At 51.5% G+C, this 14,941-nt stretch carries 10 protein-coding genes; 3 read left to right on the forward strand and 7 right to left on the reverse strand.

The annotated features are described in order from the left end of the window. Positions 1-67 precede the first annotated feature (67 nt). The gene (locus SPK40_RS05945; protein WP_248139608.1) at positions 68-1,612 is read left to right on the forward strand and encodes a methyl-accepting chemotaxis protein; all 1,545 of its coding nucleotides are present in this window, start codon (positions 68-70) and stop codon (positions 1,610-1,612) included. 312 nt (positions 1,613-1,924) lie between these two features. After that, positions 1,925-4,246 carry a YgiQ family radical SAM protein gene (locus tag SPK40_RS05950; protein WP_330959748.1) on the forward strand — a complete coding sequence of 774 codons (2,322 nt, stop codon included), beginning with the start codon at positions 1,925-1,927 and terminating at the stop codon, positions 4,244-4,246. A gap of 103 nt (positions 4,247-4,349) precedes the next feature. Here SPK40_RS05950 and SPK40_RS05955 read toward each other — a convergent pair whose 3' ends face one another. The 6 genes from SPK40_RS05955 to SPK40_RS05980 all read right to left on the reverse strand — a co-directional run bounded on the left by SPK40_RS05955 (position 4,350) and on the right by SPK40_RS05980 (position 10,621). Beyond that, on the reverse strand, positions 4,350-5,783 hold the full coding sequence (locus tag SPK40_RS05955) for an aspartate kinase (RefSeq protein ID WP_330959749.1): 1,434 nt from the start codon (positions 5,781-5,783) through the stop codon (positions 4,350-4,352). Between the two features lie 149 nt (positions 5,784-5,932). Beyond that, the gene (locus SPK40_RS05960) at positions 5,933-6,328 is read right to left on the reverse strand and encodes an ectoine synthase (protein WP_248139602.1); all 396 of its coding nucleotides are present in this window, start codon (positions 6,326-6,328) and stop codon (positions 5,933-5,935) included. Positions 6,329-6,339: 11 nt separating this feature from the next. Then, positions 6,340-7,605, reverse strand: a complete 1,266-nt coding sequence (gene ectB, locus SPK40_RS05965; protein ID WP_330959750.1) for a diaminobutyrate--2-oxoglutarate transaminase — start codon at positions 7,603-7,605, stop codon at positions 6,340-6,342. A 23-nt stretch (positions 7,606-7,628) separates the two neighbouring features. Then, positions 7,629-8,165: a diaminobutyrate acetyltransferase gene (gene ectA, locus SPK40_RS05970; RefSeq protein ID WP_248139598.1), complete on the reverse strand. Its 537-nt coding sequence runs from the start codon at positions 8,163-8,165 to the stop codon at positions 7,629-7,631. A gap of 352 nt (positions 8,166-8,517) precedes the next feature. Then, positions 8,518-8,673 (reverse strand): hypothetical protein, encoded by a 156-nt coding sequence (locus SPK40_RS05975; RefSeq protein WP_248139597.1) that lies wholly within the window; start codon positions 8,671-8,673, stop codon positions 8,518-8,520. A gap of 13 nt (positions 8,674-8,686) precedes the next feature. After that, positions 8,687-10,621: a sensor domain-containing diguanylate cyclase gene (locus SPK40_RS05980; RefSeq protein ID WP_330959751.1), complete on the reverse strand. Its 1,935-nt coding sequence runs from the start codon at positions 10,619-10,621 to the stop codon at positions 8,687-8,689. Between the two features lie 215 nt (positions 10,622-10,836). Here SPK40_RS05980 and SPK40_RS05985 point away from each other — a divergent pair, with 215 nt between their 5' ends. Next, on the forward strand, positions 10,837-11,667 hold the full coding sequence (locus tag SPK40_RS05985) for a UDP-2,3-diacylglucosamine diphosphatase (protein WP_248139593.1): 831 nt from the start codon (positions 10,837-10,839) through the stop codon (positions 11,665-11,667). A gap of 56 nt (positions 11,668-11,723) precedes the next feature. Here SPK40_RS05985 and ydiJ read toward each other — a convergent pair whose 3' ends face one another. Further along, positions 11,724-14,783 carry a D-2-hydroxyglutarate dehydrogenase YdiJ gene (gene ydiJ / locus SPK40_RS05990; protein ID WP_330959752.1) on the reverse strand — a complete coding sequence of 1,020 codons (3,060 nt, stop codon included), beginning with the start codon at positions 14,781-14,783 and terminating at the stop codon, positions 11,724-11,726. Positions 14,784-14,941: the final 158 nt, after the last annotated feature.

Genomic DNA, 14,941 nt, shown 5'->3' on the forward strand with positions numbered 1-14,941 from the left:
CAGAACGTCTGACCAAAGACGTCTTACCCAATACACATGCTACATGCGTTTCGAAGAGGGATGATTCATGCGTAAAAATCGCCAGATTACTGATCGTGAGGTCGTGCTTGACCCTAATGCTCAGTTAGTCACAACAACGGATCTGCAAGGTGTAATTACCTACGCCAACGAAGAATTTGTCGCGATCAGCGGCTTCAGCAGTGACGAGTTGGTTGGCCAGCACCACAATATTATCCGGCACCCGGATATGCCCAGAGCAGCTTTCGGCGATTTATGGAGTCACCTCAAAGCGGAAAAACCCTGGCGCGGCATTGTGAAAAACCGCTGTAAAGACGGCAGCTACTACTGGGTTGATGCCTATGTCACCCCGCTTTATGAAAATAACCAGGTTTGCGGTTATCAGTCTGTGCGCCGTAAACCAACCCCTGAAATGATCCACACCGCGACAGAGATTTACCAGCAACTCAATCTCAAGAAAAATCCTTATGGGATCCGGCTATCCAGTTGGGCAAAACTCGGTATCACTGCCTTTTTTACCGCCCTGACTGTCGGTCTGACCCACACTTTCATTCCTGACTATGATTACTTTTCCGCTGTCATCCCATTTATCTTCATTGCGATCCTTTGCCGGGGTGAATTTTTCGCAGTACCCCGATTTTTTAAGCAGCTATCCGAAGACTATGATGCCCTGACCCGCATCGTCTACAGCGGTAACGGTCCGACATCTGTGGCTGATTTTCACCTGAAACTCAATGATGCCCGGCTGAAAACTGTATTGGGGCGCGTTGACGATGCCGCCACCACCATCAGGAATGTCACCGATGAACTGACCGACGTGACCATTCATACCCGGGACTCCATTTCCAATCAGGATAAAGATACCCAGCATATAGCCACATCGATCAACCAGATGTCATCCGTTGCCACAGAGATCGCCCAGAATACGCAGCTCACGACTGACAAAGTTCTGATCGCTCAGCAAAAATGTGCTGAGACCACCAAAGTTCTTCAATTAACTCAGGACAATATTAACGATCTGGCACGGGATTCGGAGAAAGCCGCCGAAACCGCACAATCCCTGGTCAAGGTCTCAGAACAGATTGAGACCATGATGATGGAAATCCAGGGCATTGCTGAGCAGACCAACCTGCTGGCGCTGAATGCTGCAATAGAGGCTGCCCGCGCCGGGGAGCAGGGTCGTGGCTTTGCGGTTGTGGCAGATGAAGTGCGCGCCTTGTCGCAACGGACTCACGGCGCGACCGAAAATATTCAGGCCAGCATTGTGAACATCAATGCCACGCTGAACCAATGGCAGTCGACCTCAACCGAGAGCATTGATAAAACACAACAGTGCGTCGCGCACACCAATGACACCGCCGCCAGCATTATGGAGGTCGTGAGCATGGTGGACGAAATTGCCGAAATCTCAACGCAAATCGCCACAGCCGCTGAAGAACAAGGTACTGTAGCCCAGGAAATCAGTAACAACGTTCACCAGATCTCTATTTCCTCTTCCAACAATCTGACCATGATGGCGCGGATGGAAGAAGCTTCGGCGCAAATGCGTGAAAAAGTTGCATTATTGGAAGGTTTGGGCAAATCTTTCGGATAGATCCTTTCAGTTCCCCCTGAAACCGCAGTGAGTTTCATGCCACTGCAACGAATCTAAAGGCCGCACACGCGGCCTTTAGTCTCTGAAAAGCTTTTTCCTGGTCAACACAAATCAGGCAAACCCCAGACTGAAATCAATTCGATCGGCAATTTCCGGGAATCTGCCCGTCAGTCATGCAATCGACTTTCATTTTGCTATGCTTTGGTGTGCCGTTTTTCAACCCGACAAACTATTCTGCTGCCTCATTTGCAAGGCTGGCAAGTGCGGTGGGGAGTCGTTATAATCCCCGCCTCCTGAACCTGAGGCCAATATATGCACACTGACGTCACGCCAATTAACCGCTATTCAAAGTACTGGGCTGAATGCTACGGCACAGCGCCATTCCTGCCGACCACCCGTGAGGAGATGGACGCGCTGGGCTGGGATAGCTGCGACATTATTATTGTGACCGGTGATGCCTATGTCGATCACCCAAGTTTTGGAATGGCAGTGATCGGCCGTGTGCTGGAAGCACAGGGGTTCCGGGTGGGCATTATTGCCCAGCCGAAATGGGACAATAAAGATGCCTTCATGGCGCTGGGCAAGCCGAATCTGTACTTCGGGATCACTGCAGGCAATATGGACTCGATGATCAACCGTTATACGGCGGATCGTAAACTGCGCCATGACGATGCCTACACCCCGAATAATGAAGGCGGAAAACGTCCGGACCGCGCGGTGCTGGTGTATTCTCAGCGCTGCCGTGAAGCCTATAAAGACACCCCGATTGTCTTGGGTGGCATTGAAGCCAGCCTGCGTCGTTTAGCCCATTACGACTACTGGTCGGATAAAGTGCGTCGTTCAGTGCTGTTCGATGCCAAAGCAGACATTCTGCTGTTCGGAAACGCCGAGCGTGCATTGGTCGAAGTGTCACACCGCATTGCTGCAGGTGAAGACGTCGCCACCATGACTGACATCGCAGGCACTGCGGTCATCCTGAAAGAAGCCCCGGCGCATTACAAAATCATCGACTCCACCCGGATCGACAAACCGGGCAAAGCGATGGTGATGCCAAATCCGTACGCGACCGAAGAAGTCTGCGAGACCAACAAAAGTAAAGCAGAAGAAGAACCCGTCAAAGCTCAGACAGTTCAGATTCAGCCGTCGCGTCACGATGCCTTCACCAGCGCTGTGCGTTTGCCGTCTTACGAAAAGCTGCGCAACGACCGAATTCTGTACGCCCACGCCAGCCGTGTGATGCACCTGGAAGCGAACCCTTACTCTGCCCGTGCGCTGATTCAGCTGCACGGCGACCGTGAGCTGTGGGTGAATAAGCCGCCAATTCCGCTGACCACAGAAGAGATGGATTTTGTCTTTGGCCTGCCTTACGCGCGGGTGCCTCACCCTGCATACGGGAAAGCCAAGATCCCGGCGTACGACATGATCAAAACCAGTGTGAACATCATGCGGGGCTGTTTCGGCGGTTGTTCATTCTGTTCAATCACAGAACACGAAGGCCGGATTATTCAGAACCGCTCGCAAGAATCGATTCTTCAGGAACTGGAAGACATCCGCGATAAAGTCCCGGGCTTTACCGGCACGATTTCCGATCTGGGTGGCCCGACGGCAAACATGTATCGTCTGGGCTGTTCTGATCCGCGTGCGGAGAAAAACTGTCGCCGTCCATCGTGCATCTTCCCGAAAATCTGCGAGAAGCTGGATACCGACCACAAGCACACCATCGACCTGTACCGCAAAGCGCGTGAGGTTGAAGGCATCAATAAAGTAATGATCGCTTCCGGGGTCCGCTACGATCTGGCAATCGAGTCTCCGGAATACATCAAAGAGCTGGTGACGCACCACGTTGGCGGTTATCTGAAAATTGCCCCGGAACATACCGAGAAAGGTACCCTGGATCTGATGATGAAACCGGGAATGGGTACTTACGATCGCTTCAAAGAACTGTTTGAAAAATACAGTGCCGAAGCGGGCAAGAAGCAGTATCTGATCCCGTACTTTATTTCAGCGCATCCGGGTTCCACGGATGAAGACATGCTGAATCTGGCGCTGTGGCTCAAGAAACATGATTACCAGTGCGATCAGGTCCAGAACTTCTATCCGTCTCCGATGTGTAACGCCACGGCGATGTACCATTCGGAGACCAACCCGCTCAAACGTGTGAAATACAAGCAGCGCGACGATCTCTTTGTCGCAAAAGGCGATCGTCAGCGCCGTCTGCACAAGGCACTGCTGCGTTATCACGATCCGGCCAACTGGCCGCTGCTGCGTGAAGCCCTGGTCAGCATGGGTAAGAAACATCTGATCGGTGACCGCCCGGACTGCCTGATCCCGGCAGAAGGCAGTGAAGCCGCGCTCACCCCGGCGAAACGCCGAGGTTCCAGCCGTCATGGTGCCAAACGCTTTGCGACCAAGCACCCGAATCAGCCGGATATCCGGAAAGACGGCACCGCGAACCGTCAAGGCTCAGGCAAGCCAAAAGCCCAGGGCACAAAAGCTCAGGGGACGAATGCTCACGGAAAAGGACGCAACCCGAGCAGTCAAGGCAAGCCGCAGGGCAACGGCCAGCGTCCGGCACCGAACGCAAAGCCACAATCGCGGGGCAAGCCGGCAGCCAAACGCGGAGCACGCGCCTGACGGCTACTCGGAACTGCTGACCTGCAACCATGATCAAAAAAGGCAAGCGCATCGCGCTTGCCTTTCACTTATCTGAAGAAGGGAAACTTCAGCCGAGTTCGGGTTAAGCAACCACTTTTTCAGCCGAAACCCTTGAGACATCTTCACTCATGAAGCTCTGATGCAAGGCACAAATCGCGCCCTGATAATCGCTGTCTTTCACCACGAACTGGACATCCACGTTCCGCAGGGACGCATGTGCCGCTTTTGGACTGATCGCCTGGTCCAGCAGTGCCAGCACCCCCTGACTCATGGTTTTATTGGTATCAATCGCAGAGCCAATCACGGAAATCAGCGCGACCATTTTTCCGGTGATTTTGGCTTTCGGATAGCGCTTCTCGGCTTTTGACAACACCTTGTTCTGACTCGAGGTACTGCCATCCAGATAGTAAGTCACAGAGTTCGCGTTCATCTCTTTACTGATCAGCTGAACATTCTCTTCACGGATGATTTCCATCAGTTCATAGCTGACATCCTCGACCTGCCCGACCATCGCCTGATCAAACAAATGCAGCGCAAACACCTTGTCTCGACCGGCAATGATTTCAGCCCTGTCTGTCTCCGGATGATAGTCCTGAGAAATGACCGTTCCCGGATGTTCAGGCTCGAACGTATTTTTTACCGCAAGCTCAATTCCGGCGCGACGCAGACCGGATGCAGCATTCGGGTGAATCGCTTCCATCCCCAGATTCGCCAGTTGATCCGCCACATCATAGTTACTCTTGCCAATCGGGCGCACATGCTCCGGACCGACGATACGCGGGTCAGCACTGCTTAAATGATACTCTTTGTGAATCACCGCCCTGCTAGCCTGGCTCAATACCGCCAGACGACTGAAGGTCATCTCACTGTACCCCCGATCGTAGGTTTTCATCAGGCCTTCTTCACAGTGAACATAACCGGTGACAATCGGCAGTTCTTGGCTCAGATCAATATCTTTAATGGCATCCAGAATGACGGCATCCAGATCGCCCTGAACATTGTTCTCTGCCCCCCAGCCGGACAAATCGACAAAGCGCGAATTAATCCCGAGGTTGTTCAGCATCAGCGTTGTATTGAATGCAGAATGCGCTTCACCAATCGAAGACAGAAACTCACGGATCTGCGGCAGATAACTTGCCAGTGAAAACTGACCGTACTGACAGGTTTCCAGAATATTCTCAATACAGGAGATCGCGTTCGCAATCCGCTCTTGCACGAAGTTGTCAGCCCGGTTCCGGCAAAACAGATCAGGGAACATAGTGTCATTAATCAGCAGCATCCGCTGCTCCAGCGCTTTCAGTTTTTCACGCCAGATATCATTACGTTCGGCAATATAGCGGAAGATACCGGGCTCACCGGTACGCTTGCATTCCAGCAAAGCGTCTGTGATACCGCCGTAAGCTGAAACCACAAAAATACGCTGATAAGGGTTGTCCGGATAGAGCAGGATATTATCCATCACCGCATCAAACGCAGACATGGAAGTACCGCCGATTTTTTCAACGGTATGAGTCATGGGAACTCCTTTTTCTTTTCATCAGCAGAGAAGCACACCTCTGACTTGATGGGATTGAAAGGCGGCTTACACCACCTTTCGTTTGACCCTCGGGTTGATGACGCAAGGAGGGTCATGTACTTGCGGAAATCAGGCTGCCCCGGTTTCAGTTACTCAGCAGCGGGATAGACGCCGTCTGCATCGTGTACTTCCATCCCCGTCAGCGGCGGATTGAATACACAGGCCATCACCATATCCACCCCTTTGTTCGCACGCAGCTGATGTTCATCGTGCTTGTCGAGAACGTACAGGGTGCCGGGTTTGATTTCATAGGTTTTGCCGTCGGCGGTTGTCTGAATTTCGCCTTCACCGGAGACACAATAAACAGATTCCAGGTGGTTCTTGTAGTGAATATGGGTGTCGGTGTTCGCATAAATCGTCGTGATATGGAACGAGAAACCCATGTTGTCATCACGCAGCAACATGCGAACACTTTCCCAGTTCCCGTTTTCTGCGACAACGCGACGTTCGCTGTCACGGCACTCATCCAGGGTGCGTACAATCATTCTTATTCTCCTTAAGACGCTTTCTTCAGTTCAGACTTCGCAAATTCGGCCACAGCTTGTTCAAAAATATGCAGCCCTTTCTCCAGTTCGGCCTCGCTGATGGTCAGCGGACAGAAGAACTTCAGCACTTCATCGTCCGGACCGGCCGTTTCGATAATCATGCCGTTTTCGAAACACAGCTTCCCGATGGCACCGGCAAACTCACCTTGATGACAGGCAATGCCCTGCATCAGACCACGGCCTTTGATCTTCTCAAAGACTGCCGGATACTGTTTCAGTAATTTTTGCAGGGTCACATTCAGCTGCTCTGCACGGGCATGGATGTGCTGCTCAAAATCGTCATTCTGCCAGTAGACTTCAATCGCAGCCGCTGCGGTAATGAATGCATGATTGTTTCCGCGGAAAGTACCGTTGTGCTCACCCGGCAACCATTTATCCAGTTCTGGCTTCAGCAGAACCACAGCCATCGGAGAACCGTAACCACCGATGGATTTTGACAGCGTTACCATGTCGGGTTTGATGCCCGCAGGTTCAAAGCTGAAGAAGGTACCGGTCCGGCCACAACCCGCCTGAATGTCATCGACAATCAGCAGAATATCGTGACGCTGACAGATGCCGCTCAACCGTTGCAGCCACGCGTTTGACGCAACGTTCAGACCGCCCTCACCCTGAACGGTTTCCAGAATGACAGCAGCAGGTTTATCCAGGCCGCTGGAGTTGTCGGTCAGCATGGTTTCGAACAGCGCCAGACCATCCAGATCTGCGTAACCTTCATAAGGCAGACGCGTAACGCCACTCAGAGCCATACCCGCACCACCCCGGTGGTGCTGGTTACCAGTTGCGGCCAGTGCACCGTAAGACACACCGTGGAAGCCGTTGGTGAAGGCGACAATGTTCTGACGACCTTTGACTTTACGAGCCAGTTTCAGTGCTGCCTCAACGGCATTTGTGCCGGTCGGGCCTGTGAACTGTACTTTGTAATCCAGACCACGCGGGGTCAGGATGAAATTTTTCAGGTTTTCCAAGAAAGCCGCTTTGGCTTCTGAATGCATATCCAAACCGTGCGTAAGGCCATCCTGATCGATGTAATCCATCAGTGCTTTTTTCAGCACCGGGTTATTATGGCCGTAGTTCAGCGCACCGGCGCCTGCCAGGAAGTCCAGGTAGCGATCACCCTCACGGGTGTTCAGCCAGCAGCCCTTCGCGGAAGAAAACACCACCGGGAAATTGTTGGCATAACATTGAACATTTGATTCCTGCGCATTAAAGATATTCATGACTTATCCTGTTTTATCGTGAGTTATTGTTTCAGTGGAATGCGATAGAGATATTCCGAGTCATGTTTACCGTCGAAATGTTTCTCTTCATCAAGGAACAGCGACACTTCGCCCAGGTTCCCGTTCGCCTGATCCACTTTCTTAAACAACGCCCAAGAGGCTTTATTGAGGCGGGTGATCGTCGTTTCGATATTCCGGATATCGCTCAGTTCTTCACGCGCCAGCAGTTGTTGAATCATCTTAAAAGCGAGCCCTTGACCACGTGCTATCTCACTCACGGCAACCTGCCAGATAAAGAGGGTCTGATCTTTCTCCGGAACCCGGTATGCCGAGATAAAACCTGCTAACTCCTCATCAAGTTCAGCAACAATACATGTGTCTTTGAAATGAGTGGTCTGCAGGAAATTGCAGTATGAAGAGTTCGTGTCTAGCGGGGGACAAGATTCGATCAGTGAATGCACTCGATAACCATCTGAACGTTCCGGTTTTCGAAAAACAAACTCTTCCTGAGTCTTGCTCGATGTTTCTTGGGCTAATGCCCATGGTGCTGATGTAATCATTGATCGCCACATTGTTTAGTGCTCTAATGAATTCAGAAACAATTATAGGGTCCAAACTTGGAATATCAACCCCATAAGTTTGAATCGATGACATAAAAAAAGCACAAGAGTCTGATTTAAAAAGAATTAAACAGGAAAAATAATTACAAAACAAATAATTATAGAACTAATTATATTTTTGTCATCTTACCGACATCCGGATCATCTATGAAATGACGCACAACAATGAATCTCCCGGCAGACGGCAGATTCACCCTGAACAATCACGATCAGCGGAGCAGCTCAGAGGCCACTGACAGTCAGTGGCACGAAAAAGGAAGAAGGGATATTGCGGAGATAGAAGAAGCGGAACTTATCTGGCCAGTTCCACAGCCATAAACACAGCGGTAGCAATCACGGCGCAGATCAACATACCAATAAATAAGGTTTTCTGTTTCTGTTCATCCAGGTAACGCGCCAGAAATACGGCAACCACGATGAGCAACACAATCACAACAAATTTAAGCATGTTTTTCCCCTGCTCAGTCGTCAATCCTGGTCAGTGTCTTCGATTGACGTATCTCAGAAAATGGCTGTTTGTGCTTCAACTTAGCACGATTTACCGAATGGGTCTTGCCGCACATTCCTGATGAAGACTCCGTTGACTGGTGTTCAGCATAAAACACTTGGTTTTTCCCCTGTGATTTCACACGGTACAGTGCTTTGTCTGCCTGAGAGATCGTGGACTCCATGCCTTCTTCAAGCAAAGCAAAACCGATACTGACCGTAATGGAGCAGGACTTGTCTGCCACGCGGATTTTCTGGCCTTCTACACTGGTACGAAAGGCTTCCAGCCGTTCCCGCGCCACTTCACAATCCGAGGCAGACATCAGTACGGCAAACTCTTCCCCGCCGTAACGGCACAAGACCGAATTGGCCCGGAAACTTCGCTTCATCAAAGCCGCAATCATCAGAATCACCTTATCGCCGAACAGATGCCCGTAGGTATCATTGATCGATTTGAAGTCATCAATATCAATCATCGCCAGATAATAATGATCTTGAGTCTCCGCCAGCCGCTGTTCCATCTGCTTTCTGAGATAGTTTTTATTCTTCAGCCCGGTCATTTGATCTTCACTGCGTATATGCTGGGTCAGAAGCAGCTGATTCAGCGCATTCAGCGTGTAATTCACAATCATTTTGACAAAAAACCGGTATGCCAATCCGGGTTTGCAGATATACAAAATGCCAACAAGCTGATTGGAGGGAAAGTGGCCTGAACGAGCGGTATTGACCAAAGGCAGCCGGATACAAGGCGCGCTGGAAGCAATCTGACTGACAATACCGTCCTGTTCCGGCTGGCAATCCCGGCCAAGCTGCTGGCATCCGGACAAACGGCAAAACAAATCTGTTGGCACCTCTGCCCGCAATTGGTGATGCGGCTCTTCCAGGATCCCTTCTTTTTCGTTCATCACGAAAAGATATACTCGGCTGCAGCCAATCGTATCGCTGAGCAGCTTCGACAGCTGACGGTGCAGATCCTCAAACTCCAGAGCATCCAGCAACCGGCCACCCAGCTGATGAATCCGGCTGTGCAGATAACCCACCAGCAGAATAAAAAACAGCAGCGCCAGTAATGTTCCCCCGACAACCCCCAGTTTGAGCGCATTTGCGGTAATTTCCTGATTTCGGGTCCCGGAAAGCAATACCCAGCCAAAACGCTGATTCGTCTCATACACACTGAATTTGTACTGGTCCTGATAGGCATAGGAAGGGATTTCTCCGGCTTGTTCACCCTTCAGAATCTCATCCAGTATGGTTGGCGTCAGGCTGACTGATGCCGTCCCCAGCCGTGACGGGTCAGGATGAATCACAACATGACCGCTTTCCGATTCAACGGCAAAAACATACCCGTCTTTCATGGTTTTCAGGCCGGATAAGTCTTGCGACATTGCACTGGCATCCAGTTCAATGACGATTCTGACATCCTCCTTCCCCGGTATTTCAAGCGTCCGGGTCAGAGCAACACACCACTTCTTTGTGCTGTTACTGCGGTAAAAAGGGGATAAAAACGTCACACCAGACTGCTGTGCCTTGTCATACCAGGGACGTCGCCGGACTTTGTCAGCAATCTCTTCCAGCTTCAGCTGGTTCGTCCCGTAATACGTCGAATCAATCAGCAGCCCGACTTCCTGAAACTTATTCTGATGATCAACCACATACTGAGCCGCTGTCAGAAACGTGGGAATATCTTCTTCATCCTGCAGAATTTCCGACAGTAAGTAGAGCTGGTTATTAGCCGCTGTGTAGTGCTGGTTCAGATATTCCTGAGCCACGCTGATGTTGGCCCTTGCCTGGGAATATGCACTGTCACGGATGGTTTTGTAATCGGAATAACCAATATAAACCAGTGTGGCAATCAGCAGCACAAACAAGGGAAGAACCAGATTAATCAGATATTTAGGTTTAAAATCCATTTAAAATATCTTTCGAAAAAAAGAGTAGTTGCCATATGAATCCGGTCGATTATATAGGAACCGGTAAGCCCGTGTCGCAAGCTATATCGCAGATATGACCGCTCCGTCGCTAATTACAACGAATTGATTGCAATGAACCCGTCACCGGAACGACACCGCTTCGTCACAGTAAAAAATTACGCTGAACCGGATTCTGATAAACAGGTCTGCCGACTATGGGAAAACACACCTATCGTACACTTTGGCTGTCAGACATTCATTTAGGAAACCGGGATTGTAAGGTCGACTATCTGCTGGACTTTCTGACACAACACCGGGCCGACACCTTGATTCTGGTTGGCGACATCGTAGACCTTTGGTCACTCAAATCCCGCTATCACTGGCCGGAAAGCCACACCCGGGTTGTCCGGCTGCTGCTGGAACAGGCTGAGCAGGGTTGCCGGATTATCTACATCCCCGGCAATCATGACGAAGCCATCCGGAAATTTATTCAATTTAATCTGGGAAACGTAGAGCTGGCCCACCGCTACCTGCACACCAGCGCCAACGGAAAACAGATTCTGGCCCTGCATGGCGATGAATTCGACAGCATGGTTTGCCACAACAAACTCACTTCATTACTGGGCGACGTCGGCTACGATCTGCTACTTTTCCTGAACCGCTGGATCAATGCCTACCGCCGGATCACCAAACAGCCTTACTGGTCACTGGCCAGCTACATCAAGGCCCGAGTCGAAAAAGCCAATATAGCAATTGCCCGTTTCCGGCATGCCGCGGTGACGATGGCCCGGCATAAAGGGGTCGATGCCATTGTCTGCGGTCATATCCATCATCCTGAAATGAAAGATGAAAATGACATCCTGTACCTCAACGACGGAGACTGGATTGAAAACTGTACCTTTCTGGCCGAGCACTATGATGGGGTCATCGAACTGATTCGCTGGACAGAGCATGCCGAACTGCTGGACAGTTCCGATAAATTCAGAGTCAGACGCAATAAACCGCTGATCATGATGGAAGAAAAACAGGAAGACAAAGTCGCTTAAAAGAAAACGGCGGAAGCCCAAGCTGTCCGCCGTCTGTTCACCGGTTTCACAATTGCTTAAGCTGCACTGACCAGCTTGAGCAGCACCTGAACCGGGTGCTTCATTTTAATCTGCTCAAATCGTTTGACCTGACTGCGGCACGAATAACCGGTCGCCATGCAGCGTTCACCGTCCAACTGAGCCAGATTCGGTTGCCAGCTCAACCCGAACACTCCTTTCGAAGTCTCCAGTTTGTCTTTCTCATGACCGAAGGTACCGGCCATGCCACAACAACCCACCGACACCGCATTCATCTGAGCCCCGAAGTGACGGAAGATTACCCCCCATTCTTTCTCGGCATTCGGCAGCTTGGTTTTCTCAGTACAGTGCGCAAAGAGATACCAAGGCTGATCGTCACGCGCTTCAAACGCCTCCAGCTCACTCAACAACGGCGTCAGCCATTCGTGAGCCGTCATCACTTTGAAATCACCGCGGTGATCGCCCAGCATTTCGTTGTACTCATCGCGGTAACAAAGCACCAGCGCCGGGTCGACCCCAACCATTGGCATCCCCAAGGCGTCCAGCTGATTCAGAAAATCTGCGGTATTCCGCGCTGTTTTCGCAAACTGACGCAGGAAGCCTTTCACATGCTGTGCCTTGCCGTTCGGCTTGAAAGGCACCAGCATCGGCTTTTTACCCAGCTTCTCAATCAGCAGGACAAAATCACGGACAACCTCGGCATCGTAATAACTGGTAAACGGATCCTGCACCACCAGCACATACTGCTGACGCTCTTCCGCCGACAGTGCCTGCAGCCACTGCAGATCAAACCGGGTGGCATGATGACCGGACAGCCCCTGCATCAGCGTCGGTACCGACAGCGCCGGCATATCCACGTAGCCCAGCACTTTTTCCGTCAGGGACTTCGACCAGCCCGGACGCATCACTGCATTCACCAGTGTCGGTGCTTTTGCCATCAGCGGCAGATAATTTTCTACATACGCCACCAGATAATCCTTGGCCGGACGCTGGTATCGGCTGTAGTAAATGTTGAGGAAACGGGAACGGAAGCTGGGAACATCCACCTTGATCGGGCACTGACTGGCGCAGGCTTTACAGGCCAGACAGCCATTCATGGCCTCCATCACCTCATGGGAATAATCATACTGGTGACGCTGACGGCCGAAAGTATTCCGGAACCGGTCGATGATTTGTTTCACCGTCGGTGATTTTTCCATCAGGTCCTGCTCAATCCGTACCGGATCCACTCCCTGCGCTGCCAGCAGCCGCAGCCACTCACGGACCAGTCCGGCGCGGCCTTTCGGAGAGTGGCGGCGATCGGCACTCACTTTCATCGACGGACACATCGGTGAGCTGGTGTCGTAGTTAAAACACAGACCGTTACCGTTACATTCCATCGCCAAATTGAAGCTGTCACGCACCTGAATCGGGATCTGACGGTCAAAATAGCCACGTTTCAGCCCATCAACTTTAACCAGCTCAGCATCACTTGCCAGCGGGGTACAGATTTTGCCCGGGTTCAATCGATTTTCCGGGTCAAAAGCCGCTTTAATCCGACGCAGTTCGGTAAAGAGCGCTTCGCCAAAAAACTCGGGGCCATATTCAGAGCGATAGCCTTTTCCGTGCTCGCCCCACATCAGGCCGCCATATTTTGCAACCAGCGCAACGACCTGATCGGAAATCTCTTTCATCAGTTTTTCTTGTTGCGGGTCGCACATATCCAGGGCCGGACGCACGTGTAACACCCCGGCATCCACATGACCGAACATCCCATAGTGCAATTGCTTTTCATCCAGCAACTGGCGGAACTCAACAATAAAATCAGCCAGATTTTCCGGCGGGACACAGGTATCTTCTGCAAACGGAATCGGTTTCTGCCAGCCTTTCGCAGCTCCCAGTAACCCCACCGCTTTTTTCCGCATGTTGTAAATCTTATTGATGCTGTCGAGATCGTCGCATACCTGATATCCGATAATCCCCTGCTGGCCAATCAGATTGTCCAGCCGCTCGCTCAACTGCTGAACCTGCTCTGCAATCAGTTCTGGCTCATTTCCGGCGAACTCAACAATATTGATGCCCTGCATGTCCTTGCCGGGCACATCCGTGATTAAATCACTGACGGTATGCCAGACGATATCCTGCCGGGCCAGATTCAGGACCTTCGAATCCACCGTTTCAACGGACAGGGCTTTTGCTTCAACCATGACAGGCGCATTGCGTAAGGCTGCATCAAAGCTGTCGTACTTGATGTTTACCAGCTTCCGGGCTTTCGGAATCGGGGTGATATTGAGTTTGGCTTCAGCAATAAAGGCGAGAGAACCTTCCGCACCGCAAAGCAGGCGGGCCGGGTCAAAACGGGTCAGTGCATCATCGTATACATGCTTCAGATCATATCCGGTCAGAAAACGGTTCAGAGGCGGGAATTTATCAAGAATTTCCTGCCGTTTTTCCCGACACACACGCGCGGCGACAGCAACGGCTTCCGCGACCTGATCTCCCCTTTCTGACAGCGCAGCAACGCCCTCTTCTGTCAGTGGTTCCGTATCCAGAACCGAACCATCCACCAGCACCGCTTTCAGTGCCAGCACATGGTCTGACGTTTTACCGTACTGGAGCGATCCCTGACCCGAAGCATCCGTATTCACCATGCCACCAATGGTCGCACGATTACTGGTCGACAAATCCGGCGAGAAGAAGAAACCATGCGGGCGAAGCGCATCATTGAGCTGATCTTTCACGACCCCGGTCTGTACTCGAACCCAGCCTTCTTCCGGATTAATCTCCAGAATCTGGTTCATATGCCGGGACAAATCAACCACAATCCCCGGGGTCAGAGACTGCCCGTTGGTTCCGGTACCGCCGCCGCGGGGAGAAAAGCTCACCTGCCGGAAATCTGTCCGCTGGCCAACCTGACCAACGAGGATCAGATCCTCAACGCTTTTCGGAAACACAACCGCCTGAGGCAGTTGCTGATAAATACTGTTATCGGTGGCCACCGCCAGGCGGCTGGCATAAGCGCGTTCAATATCGCCGGAAAAACCTGCGGTTTCCAGCGCATCAAGATATGACAGCACAACGGCGTTGATGCTGTTCTCGTACGTCAGTGCGGGTAACATTGCTCTCCTTGTCCAGTCTAGGGCTCGCCTAATTCCACTGGCTCCATAATCTGTTAGCCTGACAGGCCTTATTGATATAATCGTTTGCCTTCACTTTACCGCACTCAGGTCATGAAACAAAGCATTAGGACGGCGGACCTCTCAGCTCCAAGACCCAC

The organism is Photobacterium sp. 53610 (assembly GCF_036409375.1).
Lineage (GTDB): Bacteria > Pseudomonadota > Gammaproteobacteria > Enterobacterales > Vibrionaceae > Photobacterium.

Bases quoted from the DNA above. Each gene is read 5' to 3' on its own strand.
- SPK40_RS05975 (WP_248139597.1), bottom strand. From the start codon at position 8,673: ATGCTTAAATTTGTTGTGATTGTGTTGCTCATCGTGGTTGCCGTATTT.
- SPK40_RS05985 (WP_248139593.1), top strand. From the start codon at position 10,837: ATGGGAAAACACACCTATCGTACACTTTGGCTGTCAGACATTCATTTA.
- SPK40_RS05960 (WP_248139602.1), bottom strand. From the start codon at position 6,328: ATGATTGTACGCACCCTGGATGAGTGCCGTGACAGCGAACGTCGCGTT.
- SPK40_RS05950 (WP_330959748.1), top strand. From the start codon at position 1,925: ATGCACACTGACGTCACGCCAATTAACCGCTATTCAAAGTACTGGGCT.
- SPK40_RS05980 (WP_330959751.1), bottom strand. From the start codon at position 10,621: ATGGATTTTAAACCTAAATATCTGATTAATCTGGTTCTTCCCTTGTTT.
- ectA (WP_248139598.1), bottom strand. From the start codon at position 8,165: ATGATTACATCAGCACCATGGGCATTAGCCCAAGAAACATCGAGCAAG.
- ydiJ (WP_330959752.1), bottom strand. From the start codon at position 14,783: ATGTTACCCGCACTGACGTACGAGAACAGCATCAACGCCGTTGTGCTG.
- SPK40_RS05955 (WP_330959749.1), bottom strand. From the start codon at position 5,783: ATGACTCATACCGTTGAAAAAATCGGCGGTACTTCCATGTCTGCGTTT.
- SPK40_RS05945 (WP_248139608.1), top strand. From the start codon at position 68: ATGCGTAAAAATCGCCAGATTACTGATCGTGAGGTCGTGCTTGACCCT.
- ectB (WP_330959750.1), bottom strand. From the start codon at position 7,605: ATGAATATCTTTAATGCGCAGGAATCAAATGTTCAATGTTATGCCAAC.